Here is a 19802-nt window from a genome sequence, read left to right on the forward strand (position 1 = left end):
TAAATCCTCCTATGTCGTTTCTATAAGTTCATCCTCAACAATATTAAAGGCAACCTTTCTTAAAGCACAATCTTCAATAGTAACTCCAGTATCGTATCCATTTAAAATGCTTCTTGAAGGACATGCTCCGGTGCATATGTCTCCATATTTACAGATGCCACAACTGTTAGGTTTATTCATATGAATCTTAATGTTTTTTTGCGAAGTTTTCTCATCATAAATATTCCCCATATAGTATTGATTCATATTTATTAATGAACCACATGGATACATCTGCCCTTTCGGAAGTACCACCATAGCCCCACCATTTGCAGCATGACAATAATATAAACATTGCTTTCCCTCCTTCATTCTTTTTCTTGCATCCTCAATTTCTCTTATGAAAATTCTTCTTCCATTTAACTTTGATAATTCAATACTTCTTTCATATGCCTTTCTCACATACTTTGAAATATCATCCTTATTAGCTCTCTTTACATTATTAATAGCTCTTCCAGTATTTCTTAATAAATCAAGGCCTATTCCACCTATATTTCCAAGATAAAAAGCAAGATCAACTAATTTTTCCAGATGTCTAATATTCTCATCAGTAACCACACAATTTAAATTTACCATTACACCTTCATAGGCTAATGCTTTTATTCCATTTATAACCTTTAATGTATCACCTCTAAGAACTTCATTTATTTCAATAGGGCCATCTAATGATATACCTACTGCAATGTTCATTTCTTTTATTTCCTTTGCCATAGCCCTATTTATTAATGCTCCATTAGTCTGCATTTGTATTTTTATTTCCGGCTTGTTTTCAACTAAATATTTATGTATATCTCTTATAAGTTGAAAGTTTAATAAAGGCTCTCCACCTGCAATCTCAAGCTTAAATTTATTCTTTGGTATCTCTAAAGCCCTCTTAGCTGTTTCAAAATCCATGTATTCCTTTTTTTCTCCACCGTTTGCATAGCAATATCTACATTTTAAATTGCAATCATTAGTCATCCATAACACTAAAAAATTCACATCAGCTATCATTAGTTCTCTCCTTCTAACTATATTTCTCTATATCCCCTTCTACATGGAGGTATACCTTTTTTAATTCCTCTATGCTCTCTTCTTTAGCATTCCACATTCCTCTTTGATGAGCCTCTAATAATTTTTCTGTCATATTATGAACTGCCCAAGGGTTAACCTCATTAATCCATTCTCTATTTTTTTCATCAAATATATAGGTTTCACTTATTTTTTCATACATCCAATCCTCTATATTATCTGCTGTTGCATCCCATCCAAAAACAAAATCCATCATTCCTGAAACTTCTTGTGCACCTTTATATCCATGCTCTTTAAGTCCCTCAAACCACTTAGGATTTAAAATTCTTGATCTCATTATTTTTGCTGTTTCTTCTTTTAATCCCTTAACTTTAGCCTTTGATGGATCACTAGTATCTCCACAATATGATCTCGGAATTTTTCCAGAATTAGTCCTTACTCCTGCAATAAGACCCCCATGATAATTGTAAAAATCATCGCTTTCTAACATGTCAATTTCTTGGGAAGATTCATTTTTAACTGTAACCTGAGTTAAAGCTAATCTTCTTTTAAATACATCTTCAACATTCTTACCATGTACTTTACTACCATATGCATGTCCTCCCCAAAGAGTATATACATTACCTAAATCACTTACGTCATCCCATTTTTTACTATTAATAAGCACACTTACCCCTGCTCCATAAGTACCTGGTGGACATCCAAATATTCTCATGCCAGCCTCAATTTTTGCTTCTTCCAATGACATTCCAGCTGCAGTCAATAAATTGATTTCATTTAATACATTTTTTCTTATATAATTTTCATTTTCATCTTCTTCAAGGGCAGCTACAAGATTAACAGACTCCTCAACCAATTCAATAATATTAGGGAAAGTATCTCTGAAAAGTCCTGAAATTCTTAGTGTTACATCAATTCTTGGTCTCTTTAATTCTTCTAATGGAATTACTTCTAATCCTATTACTTTATCAGAACTTCCTAACCATTTAGGTCTTACACCCATTAGATATAATACTTCTGCTATATCATCACCGCAGGTTTTCATTGTTTCTCCAGAGTATATTATTATAGCTACTGTTTCCGGACATTTCCCCTCATCATTTATATATCTTTCTATAAGTCTATCCCCTAATTGCATTCCAACCTTCCACGCAGCCTTTGTAGGAACCGAATTTGGATCTATAGAATAAAAATTCCTTCCTGTTGGTAGTATATCTACCTTCCCACGCGTTGGGCTTCCTGCTCCACCTGAAGGAATAAATTTTCCATTTATTCCACGGATAAAATTCTTCATTTCATCTGTAGTTAAATCTAGCTTTCCTTTAACTACTACAGCCGCAAAATTTAATGTTTTCTCCAATTCTTCATACTTTCTCTCATCTAAGTTTGCAAAATGATTACTTATAATATTACCTATTTCTCCTATATCATAATTTTTCATATGCAACTCCTTAATAACACCCCTTCCATCTTCTTCCATTTTATCTAATATCATAAGATTAGTTATTCCACTGTTGTCAGTTTTATAAGGTTCATCTCTTAACCTTTCATAACTAAATCCATTTGCATTACATATCACTTCAATTAAAGATAATACATCTCCATTACCCAACCTTAAAAGTGCACAAACTAAATTTTCGTATCTATCACCTTTAGGAACCTTCCCAAATATGTGAAGACCATCTTTTATTAAAGTATTTTTAATTTCTTCTATCCAACCATGAAAAATTTCCATGAAGCCTTCAAAATCCTTATATATTTCATCTTTAGTAATATTCAAATCTAACTGATAATTGTTTTTAAAAACTAATCCTATTATCTCTTCTTTTATAAAATCTATTTTCCCATTATCTCCTTGCCTTGCATGGTAGTACTGCTTTATTAACTCATCAATACTTTCCATTTCTCCATATGTTCCACTTTGCATTAAAGATGGAATTAAATGATCAAGTATTACGGCACTACCTCTTCGTTTTGCTTGAATACCTTCTCCAACTACATTAATAATATAAGGGTAAAGGTGAGGCATATCATCTATAGCAATATCTGTATAACACTTCTCTGATAACCCTATCTCTTTTCCCGGTAACCATTCTACAGTTCCATGAGTTCCCACATGAACTATTACATCAGCTTTAAATACATGTTTAATCCATTTATAGAAAGCTATATATTGATGCGGTGGTACTATATCCGTACTATGATAAATCTGCTCTGCCTTTTCTTCAAGACCTCTAGGTGGCTGTAACCCTATAAACACATTTCCATTTAAAATTCCCGGCACTGGAATTTTATCATTACATACCATGAATTCTCCTGGAGGAGAATCCCAATCCTCAATCATTTTTTCTTGTACTTGCTTATCAATCTTAGAAAACCAATGTCTATATAAATCCCCAGGTATTATATCAACACTTTTCTCCAAAGATTTTTCGGCACTTAACCATCTCATATCATTACTTACAGCGTTTATAATCCTATTGATTATGTCATCTCCATCTTTAAAGTCATACGCTGTAGAAACGCCATCTATTTTTAAAGCTTCTACCATATTAAAAACACTTGTAGGTGTATCTAACCCAAAAGCGCATCCAATCATATCATTTCTAGGTGGCATATTATGAAATAGTATAGCAACCTTCTTATTTTCACTCTCTAAATTTCTAAGTTTTACCCAGTTTAAGGCAAGTCTACATATCTTATTAACTCTCTCATTTATTGGCTTGAAAATTAATTTTTCACCTACATTGTCTTTTTCTCTTTCACAATAAGAAGCGGTTACTGTAATAATTTGCCCATCAAATTCTGGATAATATACACAACTTGTTAAAGACATCATATCAACACCCACTATAGACTCATTCCATTGTTCATAACTTTGATAAGTGTTTAGAACTTGAAGCACAGGTACGCCTAACTGTTCATAAATGCTATTTTCTAACATTTTACTTCCATCACTAGGATTACTTAATATTGTTTGTGAATATCCAATAGTGTTTATAATCACATCTACTGTAGGTTTTCCTTCAACACTTAACAGGTTATCCATAGTCCATTGAAATCCTCTACACCCTATAGACTCATTTGGTACAGTAGCTGTATATATTGCTAGTGGAACTCCGCCTAACTTTTCTACTTCTCTTATGAAACTATCCACATGTAGTGTGTTATTTTCATTCATATATTTATAGTAAAACAAAATTCCTACTATAGGTTTATTGTTTTTTTTCACTTCTCTTATATAGTCAATGGGATTTTTAATAATTTTACCTGGATAATATATTCCTTCCCACTGCGGATTCTTGGGATTTTCATAATTAAACTTATACTTTCCAAAGTTACATCCTAGATATAAAATCATATTTTCTAAATTAGCCATATCATCTATAGAATAATAACAAAGTATCTCATTATACTCAGTATTAGAAATACCAGATTTTTTAAGCAATTCTACATTTTCATCTCCTATACCTGAATGCATAAAGAATTTCTTTTCACCCTCATACTTATCTATTATCTTACTCAGACTTTTAAATCGAGTTAATCCTCCATGAGAGCTTATAATGACAAAATCTGACTTATCAATTTCGCAAAAACACTCTTCAATACCTTCTGATTCCTCATCTATTTTATAACTATTCATAAATGTTAATTCTATTTGATTACCATATGTTTTCTTTAAACTCTCCTGCACTGCTTTCAGTTTATATACCGAATCCATAGGAGACGTTATAAATAATAATCTAAACATCTTTAATTCCTCCTGCTATAAGTGCCATAACTATCACAAAATTATCTATAACAAATTCTACAACTTCATCCTGAAACCCATTTTCATAGTTTTTACTAAATATATTAATTGAGTTATTAATATTGAATCTTTCCATAATGGTTTTCAACATAATTTGTGACTCATATACAACTTGCTCTCCCGATAAAAGCCCCCAGTTAAACTGATCAATTAAGTGAATATACAATGACAATAACGGCACTAATTCCTTGCTTCCATCTACATTGTGAAAATTATGAATGAAACTAGCCTTCTTGAGTATTGGTATTGTTTTATCTTCCATTATTTTAGTAATTATTATCACATATTTTTCCCACACGCTATCTTCATTTATTCCGAATCTTTTGACTCTTCTTAATACGCTATGTTGCCCCTCTGGACATAACCCCGTTTGTAAATATAAAGCCTCTTTAACAGCTGCCTTAACTGCAATTCCAATCAACTCTCCAAGTTTGGAATGTTTTCCTGCATGAGTTAACTTCATATCTGATTCAGCATTAGATACCAATATAGTTCCATCAGTACCTGATCCAGTGGCAATTCCACTTGAATACTTACTTCCTTCCATCAACTCCTGGATTGCTGCAGTTTTTGCCTCAGTACAAGTCACTAGCGCTCTTACCATAGTTTCTGCTGGTAAATTAGCATCTATAAGTAAAATTATATTTATAGTTCCTTCTTTTATTTGCTCATATTTACCCTCAACTTCATAGTAAGATGCCGGGTCCCCTACTCTTCCTCCATTGACCTCAATACCTCCAGTAACAATAGCTGTAACACTTATTCCCCTAAAAGATTCCATCTTAATAGCCACATTTTCCATAGATGCTGCTGTTGAAATCCCCGCTGTAGTATCAACTTCTAATCCTAATTCTCTAGCTATAATCGCCATATGTTCCTTATAAGTAGCCGCTCTTAGTTTACAAGCTATTCCTGCTCCTTGATTACAATCATGATTAAATACACATTTTAGCTCTTCATTATATCCCCCATTAATTACAGAAGTACTTAAAACCTTTCTTTTCCCATTAAATTGCATAACTATGCTCTTCTTATATCTATGAATCTCATCTCCTGTTGATAATTTATAGATCATTCCCATAATTACCTCTCCCTTCAATTTACTACGTAATATTCTTCCCTGCTTTTTTAATCTCTTTTATTAAATTTTCCATATTGCCACAACAAATCACTTTGTAATAGTTATCACCATAAACCTTTTTTATATCATCTTCGTCTCTAATACTTAAAATGGTTTTACCTTTTTTTAATGCACACCTAAGCAAATCCATATTTTTCTCATTCATTCTACTAATATAACAACCTGAATCTATTACTATATCCATGTCAGCTATACTTTTCACAGCATTTTCAAATGTTATATTATTAATTTCTTCAAACGCATTTTCTGCTTCTATATTTATTCCTATAGTTCTTGCAATTTCATAATCAACATCATTTTTATGAATTATTCCAGTTGAAAATCCAATATGATGTTTAGTTAACATTCTATAAATAGGTGTTCCAAACCCGCCTCCACCTATAACAAAAACATGTGACTCAAATTTATTTGATATTTCTACAGACCCTAACAGATTATTAAATGATGCATCTTTTATTCCATACAAATCTTTAATAATCTGTTCACTAACCACATCTTCCGGAACTCCATAAGCAATAATTTTACCATCTTTAACTAAAACAACCTTATCGCAACTTTTTAGTGCTATATCTATTTCGTGTAAAGATAGAATTACAGTAATCCCTTTTTCTTTACTTAAATTTTTTAATATATCTATAAGTTCTAATCTATGACGTATATCTAAATGCGTAGTTGGTTCATCTAAAACTATAACCTCTGGCTCCTGAACTAATGCCCTTGCAACTAAAACCTTTTGTTTCTCCCCATCACTTAACTCATCAAAATATCTCTCAGCTAAATATTCTGCATTTACTGTTTTTAGTGCTTCAACAATTTTTTTTATATCCTTTTCTTTTAGCTTTCCAAAGTATCCTGTATGTGGGTGTCTACCTGTAGCCACAATATCAAATACTGTCATAAGTTCACCTTGTAATTTTTTAGTTAAGACAACTGCCAATAGCTTTGCTAAGCTCTTTTTGTTAATCTCTGCTATATTTTTACCTTTTACGTAAATTTTTCCACTAATAGGTGCTAACAGCCCCGACATAGTTCTCAAAATTGTTGTTTTCCCAGCACCATTAGGTCCCAATAAGCATAATACTTGACCTTTATACCCACTAATATTTATTCCTTCTACAACAACTTTTTTCCCATATCCTACAGAGAGATCTACAGTATTTACGATTTTCATATTGATGTCCTCCTCTTTAATATGAGAAATATAACTATAGGTGCCCCGATAAAAGAAGTTACTGCACTTATTGGAAGCTCCATAGGTGCTAGTAAAGTTCTTGAAGCAAGGTCACAAAGAGATGTTACTATTCCTCCCATCAAAATAGTTGCAGGTATTAAAACTCTATTATCTGAAGTTTTAAAAACTAACCTTGATATATGTGGTACAGCTAATCCTATAAAAGATACTGGCCCTGCAAAAGCTGTGACTACAGCCGCAAGTATGCTTGATATTAAAACTATAACAACTCTAAGCACCTTAATTCTTACTCCCATGCTTTCCGCATACTCTTCACCTAATAAAAAAGCATTTAATGGTTTTACTATAAAACTAGTTGCTAATATAGTTGGAACTCCAATCAAAACTAATATTTTTATACTTTGCCATGTAAATCCAGAAAAACTTCCTAAAGTCCACATAGTAAATCCCTGTAGTCTCTCTTTATCCGCAAAGGTTACTAATACATTCGTAACTGAACTACATATGTACCCTACCATTATTCCTATTACTAAAAGAGTAACTACACTCTTAACTTTTCCTGCAAAAAACACTACAATTATAGTAATAGATAAAGATCCTATAAACGCTGCAAAAAACATATTAAGGGGAGATATTGATTCGAACCCTAATTTAGCACCACCTAACATAATAAAAGCTACGCATAGAGTAGCTCCAGAAGATACCCCTAAAACATAAGGTTCAACTATAGGATTTTTGAAAAATATTTGTAACAAGAGTCCTGAAACAGCTAAAGCACATCCTCCTATCAATGAAGCTATAGCTCTTGGAAACCTTATATTCCACACTATTTTATGATTAACACTATTCTGTATATCATTTCCAGTTAATATATTAAACACTTCAGATATTCCAATTTTAACTGATCCAAAACCTACGCAAGTGCAAAAAGTAATGGAAACTATAATCGCTAACAAAATAAATAAAATACAATATTTCCTTTTATCTTTTTTAATAAAGTTCATATATACACCTTCTTAAAAGAGGATTGTTAAAAGTGAATTAAATTAACCTATCCACTTTTAACCCCTCATTATTTTGTACCTATTATTTTATTCTTTATAATTAATGTAATGTTTCACTTCATAATCTTTATAAATATCACTGTGGAACATGGCAGCTAAATCAATTATTAATTCATCTGTTTTATCTATAGATTGATAGTAATCTGGATGAAAACACCACACTGTTTTGTTTTGCACAGCTTTAATATCTTCCAATATAGGTGCTTGCTCTACAACAGATTTTAGTGTTGGTGAATATTGATTCATAGATGAATAAATAAGTACATCCGCTTCTTTTGATTTTGCATAAAAATCTTCCAAGCTAATATTTCCTCCGCCTATGTTTTTTTCCTTAAATACATATTCTCCGCCTGCCATTTCAATCATTTTAGCAACATAAGAATCTGGTTCCGGAACATAGACCTTACCCTTAGATATCATTCCCCAAGACACTTTAGGTTTTTCCACACCAGAAATCTTACTTTTCATTTCATCTAACTTAGCAACAGTATTATTAAAGTACTCTGTCGCCTCTTCTTCCTTATCATAAAAAGCACCAATAAATTTAATCCATTCCATTCTTCCAAGTGGATTTTCCTCTAAATATTCATTACACACTGCATAGTTTATTTCTACTTCATCAAGCTTCTGCATCATATCCCGTAATCCACTTGGACCTGAATATGTAATTGCTAAAGAAGGCTTTAATGTTGTTATCTTTTCATAGTCTGGTGCATCATTTTTTCCAACATATTCAATCTTTCCATTTTCCATTGCCTCTTTTATTTCTGGTATTCTCCATTGATCCATTTCCGTAGTAACACCTTTAACGCTATCAACTAAGTCTAAAGCCCTTATATGACACGCTTGAGTAGTAGACCCCAAAAGCACATTATCTATTGGTGTACTTATTACAATTTCATTTTTATATTCCCCTGGTACTTCTTTTCCTTTTGGAACTAATACTAATGTTCTCTTGTCTCCATCAACAACTTTCTTTAATCCACCTTTTAAATAATTAACACTAAAAGACTTGCTATAATCTATTTTAACTTCTGTCTTAACATCTATATTATTAGTTTCTTTGTTATAACTTATCTTTGCATCTATTGTTTCATCTGCAAAAGTTATTGGGACGTATAACTCCCCATCCTTAACCTTTGGAGATTCTTTAAGCACAATATTTTTAGAATTTAAACTAGCTTCCTTTTTATCCTTATAGACTTCTATATTGTCTTTACCACATTTAGCGACAGCCTTATCACCATCAAAAGTAAATTCCCCTCCAACTCTACTCACAAGATCTTTAAATGATAAAAACACCTTTTCATTTTCTACTAGAGTAGCAATTTCACTATTATTTTCTTTATTTACATCCGCATCTCCTGTTGGCGACTTTTTACTATTAGAACAACCTAACACTGTTGTTAATACTACGACTAGAACAAATACTAATGATACAAGTTTTTTAAATAAATTATTCATACTATTCACTCCTTTTTCAATAAAAATAAAGCTATATACATTTTTGTATATAGCTTTCAGGGGGATAAATTAGAAACTTATGCTGCAGCCATTAAGTTTCTAATCACTTATATAAAAAAAACTCCTTATCGGAGTTTTTTATACGCTAATTTAGAGTATTCTAATTAAAATATTAATTAAAATACTGATTTAAAATAGCTAAAACATTTTCCCACCGAAAACCAATCACAAATATTAGGCAGGTCTCCTGACTTACATTTCATTCTCATCCTGCCTTCCCAGAATTACTCCAGTGGCTCTTTTAGGATTCGTCTATGTTTACAGTAGCGGGGGCTGTAATGGATCTTCACCATTTTCCCTATTATTCCCTTGCTTGGAACCTAATATTTAAATATTTAATTTTAGTACCTTTTCAAAAAAATAAACCCTCCATAAAATGGAGGGTTTCAAATTACAAACATATAAAGCACAAATAACAAACTTTATATATTTATTATAAAGTCAATCATATCACTCTCTTGCTTCTCTTCCCTCCGAAGTTTCACATCTAGCTTTAGGCAGGTCTCCTGACTTACATTTCATTCTCATCCTACCTTCCCAGAATTACTCCAGTGGCTCTTAGGATTCGTCTATGTTTACAGTAGCGGGGACTGTAATGGATTTTCACCATTTTCCCTATTATTCCTTTAATTGGAACCTAAAACATTTCATAATATTTAATTAATTATCACTTGCTTATATTACCATATAGAAATCCCTATTGCAACAGGTTTATTTACTATATCAAAATATATTTTACATTCTTTGTTTTAATGCCAGTCTAAAATAATTTCCATCCCCATTATTTCTTAACAGGAATCCAAATCTCACATTTATAATCTGAAGAGTGTAAATCACCTTCAGGATAAACCTCAAGTTCTGGTGCGCAAGCATGCTGATATCCTGTAGACGGCATCCACTCTGTAAATATCCTTCTATTAAGATCTTGTATAGCATCAGGCAGTGCTCCAACTGATTCAAATACAGCCCAAGTTGCAGCTGGTATAGTTGATGAAATATATCCTCTTGGAAGAGTATCTTTGATTTCCTCAACACCTATCATGTAATTAAATTCATTATCTCCAAAATCCTTACATATGCCTAATACACCAAGGTTTCCTGCCTTTGATTTAAGCCACTGGTATGAACCATCCTTCATACAATCGTCCCAAAATTCTGGTATTTGCTTAAAGTTTTCTCCATTCACCATAGTTATTCTTCCCTGCTTACCTACTACTGTAAAGCTCTCTTTATCAACAATCTTATAATTCATATCTTTATCTCCTTTTATTGAAATATGAAAGGTTAGCTTTGGATATGCCTTGAGATTTGCTCCTAGCTCGCGCGCAGCTGAGGGGCTCATTCCATACATTTTACCAAAAGCTTTTGTAAATGCTTCTGGTGTTTCATAGCAATATTTATAAGCTACATTAATAATCTTTTCCCCAGATATAATATCTTGTGCAGCCAGTGTAAGCCTTCTTCTTCGTATATATTCAGCTATTGTAACACCAGTTATCATATGGTACATGCGCTGAAAGTGAAACGTAGATGATAATGCTATTCTCGCCACCTTTTCAATATCAAGCTTCTCGGTAATGTTATCCTCAATATATTCTACCGCCATATTCATTGAATCAAGCCAATCCATAAAACCACTCCTCTCTATTTCTATATTAAACATTTTCTATACACTTGTCCTGTCTTTAAATGCTACTCAATGATAGGTTTAATTTATATGATTTTTTATCTGTTCTATAAAACTAATTTAATAGTTGAACTTAATCATTAGTAATATTATACCTCTTGAAATTTACTTTTAAAATCTATACTTAACAATTTATATCTTATCATAAATTGTTATTAGAATATTAAAACATTAAGAATATACCCAAGATTGTAACATATAAATATCTATAGATTGTTACTTTTATATAAATTCAATCTAATTGCTTTGTAAATTCCATCAAACCTTAATCTATTGTCATAGAATAGTCAGTGCATTACATTTTATAAATGGGAGGGTGATTTTATGGATAATATATATATCAACGAAGATCAACAATATAATTTAAATGATGAGGACATAATAATACTTGATGAACCAAGAACTGGAACTTTCGGCAAATCCGATTTTGCATGTGAATTTTGTAGACCTGTAATAGAAATTAAATAATATATTAATTAAAAATATAGATTAATTTAATCTCATGCACTGACTATTTTATATCTAATTAATGTACAAAATTAAAGAAACATAAATATATGCTTTAAATATAATAACATTATTTTATTAAAACTCTAATGGAAAACATACTAATAAGATGTAATCTAAAGTAATGATTTTAGCAATTACTTTCAGTTTATTATTATAAAATCAACTATCTATTTTAAAAAGTTATACAAGGAGGATTATTATGTACAAATTATCGACTTTTAACAAAATATGGCCAATAGATAATGACACAAACATGATTTTTAATTCAGTATCAAAAACAACACTTAAGGTATCCAATAAAATGTTAAACCATTTACATCAAGGTGATTGGGATAAAATTAATGAAGCTACTATTCAATTTCTTTTAAATAGCTATATTTTAATCCATGAAGAATTAAATTCTGAGGATATTTATAAATTTGAATTAACTACCATGAATGCAGAAAAAGAAACATTAGGTATTTTTCTAGTTCCTAGTAGAAAATGTAACCTTGCTTGCACCTACTGCATACAAAATAATTTATTTGAAAACAAAGACAGTCTAGAGATTACACCCGATGTAATAGATGGATATTTTAATTGGATACAAGAAAAAATTGCAATGTGGGGCACACAAAAAATTGATATTATTTTTTATGGTGGAGAGCCCTTAACTACTAATAAAGAAATATTATATTATCTATTTGATAAATTCAATCAGTTAGACTTAAAACCTAATTATCGTGTAATTACAAATGGCGTTAACCTTATGAATTACAGTTATATTTTCCCTTATATTAAGAGTTTTCAGATTACATTGGATGGTAAAAAAGATGCCCATGACACAAGAAGAATTTTCAAGGATGGAAGAGGAAGTTATGATATTATCCTCTCTAACATCAAGGAATATTTATCCTTATCTAAATCTTATAGTGTAATAATTCGCATGAATGTTGATAAAGATAATAGAGATAATCTTTTAGATGATTTAATTGAAATAACAAATCAACTTCCTATGGATCAAATTGAAGTAAGCTTAAACCCAGTAGATCCTTATACTGAAGATATTGATGATGAATCAATTCATGGAGATATTGGATTGACCGCTAAGTCCATTTGTGACTGTCAAGAGTATATTAGTTCAACATATAACAAAGAGCCTAAACTATGGGCATTAAACTGTGGAATATCAAGCCTTTGTCAATGGTCTTTTGATACTGAGGGTTCAATTTATAAATGTTCAGCCCATACTGGATCCCCAGAACGAGCAGTGACCACCATATATCAAAAAAATATGAATAGTTCATTTTATAAACTTGTTAATCGTAAAATTAGTAGTGATTGTATGAAATGCTGTTATATAGGACTATGTAACGGAGGTTGTCCAAGACAAGAAGAGATCTTACATCATGTTTCATGCAAAAAAGATTTCTTTAATGAATATATTCCAAGAATAATTCAAATCAAGCATAAAATCAAATCACATAACGCCTTAATATGATTATAGTGGACAAGCTTTCATATATTTTAACATAAGTTATGCTTTAGCTAAAATAATTTAAATAGCCCCAAGTAGTAAATAAGCGTGTACTACTTGGGGCATTTATACGATTAATTAAGCTATAAACTATAGGCTGAATTATAATTTAACCATTTATTTTCTTATTGATTGTAACTCTTTTTCTTTTTAAGCTTTTGCATTGGTAATTTTCCGCATATCTTTCGAATAAAATCACTTAATACTTCTTTATATTCTACACACTCAATAACAAGATGTGGCTTTGCATTTGTATATGGTGAATCTTCTTCTAATTGTCTGCCCTAAAAATACACCAACTGCAAGAATTCCTCATTCTTTTTAGTAATATCCATTTTCACATAATAAATCATAACAATTATTTACTTCTTCATCAGTAAATAATTCTGCGTATTGAGCTTTAACAATTGTTGATTCCATTGTTAATTCAATGCGTCCCACTTCTACTAATTTATTAAAACAATCAGATGTCCTACCTTTTCTTAAAATTTCCTGTGCAGTTTTAACTATTCCAAATCTATCTATTGTTTCTAAAAATCTTGTCATTTTACAACCACATTCTTTTTCTGCTATTTCACAATTTTTAACAACTTCCTGTTGTAATTTTTTCTCTAATGTTCCCATTTTTTTCACTCCAATATTAATTATTTTTTCCTATTATTATATAGACTTAAATATACTTTTAATTACTCAAACTAAAAATTTAGTAATTGGCTTTATAATGCTCCTTATTATATTCTATCAGAATAACCTTCGTCTGTTTATCTCTTTGCTATAATATCTTTCAAATAAATATTCCTATTCCTATTCCTATTCCTAGTTTATATTCAACAATAAAGTTATACTCTTCTAAATTTATACCCTCTATTCTACAGATTAAACATAAAAAAAGCCCTAATAATTATTAAGGCTCTTTGATCTAATTGTAAAAACTTTATTTATTTATGATACGGTTCTCCATAACAATTATAAGTGAGTTTTTATAAAGTCTATTTTTTCAAATTATTCCTTTGCAAATTCTCTTAATCTAAAGCTTCCTGCTGTAAAAAATACAAGAGATATTAAAACTATTACTAATGTTGGTATTAAAATTTCACCGGTTTCCATTATTTTAAATAACCATGTAAAGGGTGAGATTGTACTTATTCTTGTAATGATTTCTGGTACGTTTTCTAGAGAACTAGAGATTGTTCCAGCCATTGCTGCTCCATAGGATAACAATCCATAAAGAACCACAAATAAGCTTGCCATAGGAGGGTTCTTTATCCATCTTGTTGCTGCAGACACTATAGCTGTAGCAACTAAGCTTCCTAGAAAAATAACTAATATTATTAAAGGAATATTACAGTTTTCCAATTTAATAATAGGTTTTACAATGAAAAATCCTACCGTACTAATGATACCTTGAATTAAAAAGGCTGCTAAAAATATGCTTCCAACCACTTCTTTATCTGAATTTGCTGTAGATATGGTTCTTTTTAAAACCTTCTGGCTTTTCAGCTTTAGCAAATCATCTGTGATAACAGATCCACCAATCATCATAAAATAGCAAATCATTAACACTGCAGTGGTTGTAGTACCTTTACTCTTATCATTACTGCTGTTTGTTATCTCTGTAGTAATGGCATTTAAGCTTAAACCTTCACTTACACTTTCTTTAGCAACACTGTTAATATAAGTTGTTATGATATTCTCTGCAATAATTGTTCCTGTTGTTCCTTCCGTTCTATAGCATTTAATTTTAGGTATTTCACCTTTTTTTAAAGCACGTTGAAAATCTTCTCCTATTTCATAAACCACCATTAACTTATTATCCATGATTAGGTTTCTAATATTATCTCCATTGCTTTCCTCTTCTCCAATAATATGTGATACATCATATCTTTCACTAAGGTTTTCAACAAGCTTTTCCGAATAAACAGAATTACTACTATTAATTATGCCAATACTTCCTATTACCTTCATTTCCTCCTTAGATCTACCACCAAATACATTCACCACCAAAATTACTGGCATAACTAAGCTCATAATTAAAAATAACGGATTTTTCAATTGTCTTTTCATATTAATTAAAGTTAATCTCATTAAACGCATAATTTCCTCCTAGAGCCTAGCCACTCTTTTACCATAGCAATTGAGAATAAAACCAGGGATGTTATAACTATGATTCCTATCCACTTCCCAGTGCCTTGTAAATTTCCATTTAAGATGTATATATTAATCACGTTATTTATATAATGGGTTGGGGTTAACAGCGCCACTGCATTTGAACCAAAGGAGAAGATTTCTCCACCTATAATCGGCATAATAAATAATATGACACTGATAACTTTTCCAATCTTACCCCCAAATACTGTAGTAATGCATTTTGCAATTGAAACCACAAAAACAGTAGCTAAAGTTACTATACTTAGTAATCCCAATATACTTCCCTTAAAGGTTATCCCTGTAAATCTAAAGAAAAATACATAAAGCCCTATTATTATAAAGGAGTATATAAAAATCCCTGCCGAATCATAAAGTAAATACTGTAGCTTGCTAATTGGAGCCACTTTAGCTCTTTTATCCAGGTTTATAGATAAATCTGAATACCCACCTTGAAGAAGTCCAACTAAAAGCATTGCTATGACAAAGCCCAGCATTGATACTGCCATCTTCTCATAAAAGTTTTCTTTTTGTGGCTTATCCACTATCACATTTTCAATTATAGATTGTCCTGTAACCTTATTAAGCTGACTTACATCTCCACCTGCTAGAGAAACATATAAACCTTGATGATAATTATCTAAAATTATTTTTAAGGTATTTGTGGAAATCTCCATACTTTCAGTTTTTCTATTAATTGTTATACTATCCTTATTTAAAGCTAAAGCATTTTCTTCATAGCCCTTTTTTATCATGAGCTCCACATCTGGTTTTTCATCCACCAATGTAACTACTTCACTAACCTCTTCACTTTTAAGAAATTCCTCTAGACTCTTAGATAATTCACTTTTATCTTCATCTATTATCTGTACATTAATGTTCTTTACTTTTAATTCACTTCCGGAACTCATATCCATAACAAAACCCATGGATCCAGCCAGTACTATAGGAAAGAGGATAAAATAAATAATTGTTACCACACCACTGGATACCATTCCCTTAAGGGTAGTTTTCACATAATAAAACATTCTCATAAATAACTCCCCCTAATCCCTTAAATTCTTTCCTGTTATTGAAAGGAACACATCCTCAAGCTTGGCTTCCTCGTAGCTGATTTTCTTTATGGTGATATCACTTTTTTCAAGATATGATAATACAGCTCCAAGCTTGAAATCAGAGTTAATGGTTAACGCAATTTTATCTTCATTTTCAGAAACCTTGATAATTCCAGATATTTCTTTTAACCCGACTAAAATTTCACCCTTTATTCCCTTTGCTTCAATTATCACCTTATTATTTGGAAATACTGAAGCCTTGATATCCTCTCTTTCTCCATATGCAACTTCTTTTCCAAGGTCAATGATGAATACTCTTTGACAAAGCTCCTCAATTTCCTCCATGTAGTGTGAAGTATAAATAACCGTTGTTCCCCACTCATTGCAAATGTTCTTTACAAAGGAGAATATATGATTTCTAGACTGTGGGTCAACCCCAACTGTAGGCTCATCCAGAATTAAAACCTTTGGATGATGAAGGATTGCCGCTGCAATGTTTAACCTTCTCTTCATTCCACCTGAAAATTTTTTAACCTTTTGTTTTTTAGTGTCCTCAAGCCCTGTAACCTTTAAAGCTTCTTTAATTCTTTCCTTTAACTCCTTACCCTTTAAACCATATAAAGCCCCAAAAAACTCTAGGTTATCATAGGCATTAAGTTCCTCTATAAGCGCTAACTCTTGAGGCACATAACCCATACACTCCTTAGCTTTAATTGGCTCGTTTAGAATATCAAAACCACAAATTTTAATGGTACCACTGTCTGGCACTAAAAGACTTGTCATTATATTAATCAAGGTGGATTTTCCAGCTCCATTAGGTCCAATAAACCCAAATATTTCTCCTTTTCCAACCTCATAGCTAACATTATCTAAAACCAATTTATCATTAAATCGCTTTGTAACATTTTGAACTTCTATAATTCCCATAAAAAAAAACCTCCTAAGACTTACTATATATTATGACACTTCATCTATGGCTTTCCTTGGTTGCTTTTTGCACCGGCCATAGTTCATAACATTATAATAAACTAATCCTAAGAGGCTTCCTACACCTTAAAGTCATTTGTTAAATGACTTTAGTCACTATTTCATTTCTAAAAGTCATTCTCCATATGTAAATAGCTTTTCTTTCTAAAAATATCTATTCATATGTAAATAACTTTTACTTATGTAAATCTTTATTATCAATTAACCATTCCACTTTTAAAAGCAAAAATTGCGATTTGAGTTCTATCCCTAAGCTCCAGCTTTGAAAGGATATTTGTTATATTATTTTTAATGGTTCCTTCAGATAAAAACATTTCTTCCGCAATCTCCTTATTGGATAACCCCTTTGCAATACCCTCAATAATTTTTATCTCTTTTTTAATAAGACCATATTTTTCAAGGTTCGCCTTTATAGTACCGCCAGTTCCCATCATTTCAACTGCCACATCTGGATGCACCACCATATTACCTTTATATGCAGTCTTTATTCCTTCATAAATAACATCATGGGAGCTGTCCTTTAGCATATAACCAAAAGCTCCATATTTTAAGGCATCCTGAATATATTCCTTATCCTTAAAGGTTGTAAGGATGATTACCTTTATTTTAGTAAACTGCTCCTTAATGAGTCTTGTGCCCATAACCCCGTCGCAATCCTTCATTCTTATATCCATAAGAACCACATCCACAGGTTCATCTTTACATATATTTAAAGCCTCATAGCCATTTTCAGCAAGGCCAACCACTTCTATATCTTCAAAAAGAGAAAGCATTATCTTTAACCCTTCCCTAATTAACTTTTCATCATCTACAATTAACAACTTAATTTTATTCATGTTATACTCCATTCTTACTTACCATCTTAATTCTCAGCGCTCAATTTTCCAAGTTTTATTTTCTTTTAAATTAAACTCTCAGTTATCCAAGCTACTTATCTACCTCACTATGCTTCTGTCTCTCTAGGAACTATGAGTTTAATGAAAAAGCCTTTACCTACTCCAGATTTCATATCTAAAACAGCTCCAAGCTCCTCAGCTCTTTCCCTAATACTTTTAAGTCCAAGACCACTTTCTTCAATTTTATCAGTTCCAACACCATTGTCATTAAATGACATGACAAACTCATCCTCAGTGAAATTCATTATAACCTTAACCTCTTTAGCCTTCCCATGCCTTAAGGAATTTGATAAAACCTCTTGGTTTATCTTGTATAAATGACTGATTTGTTTAGAGCTCAAATTCCATTCACCCTTAGAAACAATGGTTTTAACCCTTACCCCCGAAAGTTTTTCAAATGTCTTGCAGGTTTCTTGAAGTCTTAAAAGACCTTGATAATTATCATATTCATCTGGCTTTAACTCCCTTACTGCCACCTTAACCTCCTGGAAGCTTTTGTTCATAAATGCCCTAAGGTTTCCGGCCATTGGCTTTAACGCACTGCCTTCCTTATCTGCCACTGCCTCCATTGCTGATAACTGAATCATAGCCGTTGATAATGCATGACCAACACTATCATGAATATCCCTTGAAATTCTATTTCTCTCCTTTAAAAGAGTAATCTCTTCAATGGATTGTAAATATCCTTCTAGCTCTTTGTTTACTTCAATAAGTTTTCCCTCTGAAATCCTAAGCTTATCGTAAAGGTTCTGTGCTTGCTTCTTAGTATTATGTAGCCTTGATATATAACTTAATAAAATAAATAAAATCCCCATTAAAGAAAAATAAACAAAGCTTTCCTCCTTAGTCTCACTAAGGATAGGTAAAAAACTGAACACTAAAATAATCACTTCATAAAAATACTTCATAAAACTATTGCCCAAAGTAAATGTATCAATGGACACTCCTATCAAGTAAAAAATAATGCTGCCTCCAAAATTCATTTGAGCCAAAGGAATAATTGCAATCTCCATTAAAATAGAAAGAATCCTCTGCCATTGCTTTTCAAAATAAAATATCCTCAATTGATTATTAATAATAAAGAGCAAAATAAAAACCAGGGTTATAATCCCCCTGTTTTCAGAAATAACCATCAACTGAAAAGCTAATATAAACAATGATATGTACCTAATAAATAAAAGTTCCTTACTCTTTCTCATAAACTTCTCCACTTCGCTTTATCTA

15 protein-coding genes and 2 riboswitches are annotated in these 19802 nt (G+C 31.4%); of the genes, 2 read left to right on the forward strand and 13 right to left on the reverse strand.

Annotated features, from left to right (window positions below):
• Nucleotides 1-9: 9 nt before the first annotated feature.
• From RSA29_RS01920 to RSA29_RS01950, 7 genes are all read right to left on the reverse strand, one after another.
• On the reverse strand, nucleotides 10-1032 hold the full coding sequence (locus RSA29_RS01920) for a radical SAM protein (protein WP_346941613.1): 1023 nt from the start codon (nucleotides 1030-1032) through the stop codon (nucleotides 10-12).
• Nucleotides 1033-1045: 13 nt separating this feature from the next.
• Entirely contained in the window at nucleotides 1046-4801 is a 3756-nt protein-coding gene (gene cobN, locus RSA29_RS01925) for a cobaltochelatase subunit CobN (protein WP_346941612.1), read from the reverse strand.
• Nucleotides 4794-5942, reverse strand: coding sequence for an adenosylcobinamide amidohydrolase (locus RSA29_RS01930; RefSeq protein ID WP_346941611.1), 1149 nt, complete (start codon nucleotides 5940-5942; stop codon nucleotides 4794-4796). Before RSA29_RS01930 ends, cobN begins: the two co-directional genes overlap by 8 nt.
• A gap of 22 nt (nucleotides 5943-5964) precedes the next feature.
• Entirely contained in the window at nucleotides 5965-7173 is a 1209-nt protein-coding gene (locus RSA29_RS01935) for an ABC transporter ATP-binding protein (RefSeq protein ID WP_346941610.1), read from the reverse strand.
• Entirely contained in the window at nucleotides 7170-8198 is a 1029-nt protein-coding gene (locus RSA29_RS01940; protein ID WP_346941609.1) for an iron ABC transporter permease, read from the reverse strand. The genes RSA29_RS01935 and RSA29_RS01940 overlap by 4 nt, the downstream gene beginning before the upstream one ends.
• Before the next feature lie 87 nt (nucleotides 8199-8285).
• A complete protein-coding gene (locus RSA29_RS01945) occupies nucleotides 8286-9722 on the reverse strand; it encodes an ABC transporter substrate-binding protein (protein WP_346941608.1) in 1437 nt (478 codons plus the stop codon).
• A gap of 219 nt (nucleotides 9723-9941) precedes the next feature.
• A riboswitch (cobalamin riboswitch) is annotated at nucleotides 9942-10121 on the reverse strand.
• Nucleotides 10122-10260: 139 nt separating this feature from the next.
• Nucleotides 10261-10438, reverse strand: a riboswitch (cobalamin riboswitch).
• A 125-nt stretch (nucleotides 10439-10563) separates the two neighbouring features.
• The gene (locus RSA29_RS01950) at nucleotides 10564-11412 is read right to left on the reverse strand and encodes an AraC family transcriptional regulator (RefSeq protein ID WP_346941607.1); all 849 of its coding nucleotides are present in this window, start codon (nucleotides 11410-11412) and stop codon (nucleotides 10564-10566) included.
• Nucleotides 11413-11793: 381 nt separating this feature from the next.
• Here RSA29_RS01950 and RSA29_RS01955 point away from each other — a divergent pair, with 381 nt between their 5' ends.
• Nucleotides 11794-11937: a hypothetical protein gene (locus RSA29_RS01955; protein WP_346932543.1), complete on the forward strand. Its 144-nt coding sequence runs from the start codon at nucleotides 11794-11796 to the stop codon at nucleotides 11935-11937.
• Between the two features lie 241 nt (nucleotides 11938-12178).
• Entirely contained in the window at nucleotides 12179-13459 is a 1281-nt protein-coding gene (locus RSA29_RS01960) for an SPASM domain-containing protein (protein ID WP_346941606.1), read from the forward strand.
• Between the two features lie 357 nt (nucleotides 13460-13816).
• Here the strand turns inward: RSA29_RS01960 and RSA29_RS01965 are convergent, their stop codons facing one another.
• The 6 genes from RSA29_RS01965 to RSA29_RS01990 form a co-directional block, all read right to left on the reverse strand.
• Nucleotides 13817-14119, reverse strand: coding sequence for a hypothetical protein (locus RSA29_RS01965; RefSeq protein WP_346941605.1), 303 nt, complete (start codon nucleotides 14117-14119; stop codon nucleotides 13817-13819).
• Between the two features lie 378 nt (nucleotides 14120-14497).
• Nucleotides 14498-15589 carry an ABC transporter permease gene (locus RSA29_RS01970; protein ID WP_346941604.1) on the reverse strand — a complete coding sequence of 364 codons (1092 nt, stop codon included), beginning with the start codon at nucleotides 15587-15589 and terminating at the stop codon, nucleotides 14498-14500.
• Entirely contained in the window at nucleotides 15580-16674 is a 1095-nt protein-coding gene (locus tag RSA29_RS01975) for an ABC transporter permease (protein WP_346941603.1), read from the reverse strand. Before RSA29_RS01975 ends, RSA29_RS01970 begins: the two co-directional genes overlap by 10 nt.
• Nucleotides 16675-16686: 12 nt before the next feature.
• The gene (locus RSA29_RS01980) at nucleotides 16687-17622 is read right to left on the reverse strand and encodes an ABC transporter ATP-binding protein (protein WP_346941602.1); all 936 of its coding nucleotides are present in this window, start codon (nucleotides 17620-17622) and stop codon (nucleotides 16687-16689) included.
• A gap of 257 nt (nucleotides 17623-17879) precedes the next feature.
• Nucleotides 17880-18518 carry a response regulator transcription factor gene (locus RSA29_RS01985; protein ID WP_346941601.1) on the reverse strand — a complete coding sequence of 213 codons (639 nt, stop codon included), beginning with the start codon at nucleotides 18516-18518 and terminating at the stop codon, nucleotides 17880-17882.
• A 107-nt stretch (nucleotides 18519-18625) separates the two neighbouring features.
• Entirely contained in the window at nucleotides 18626-19777 is a 1152-nt protein-coding gene (locus RSA29_RS01990) for a sensor histidine kinase (RefSeq protein WP_346941600.1), read from the reverse strand.
• Between the last annotated feature and the right edge of the window lie 25 nt (nucleotides 19778-19802).

Origin of the sequence: Clostridium sp., from assembly GCF_036660475.1 — a bacterium.
Lineage (GTDB): Bacteria > Bacillota > Clostridia > Clostridiales > Clostridiaceae > Clostridium_J.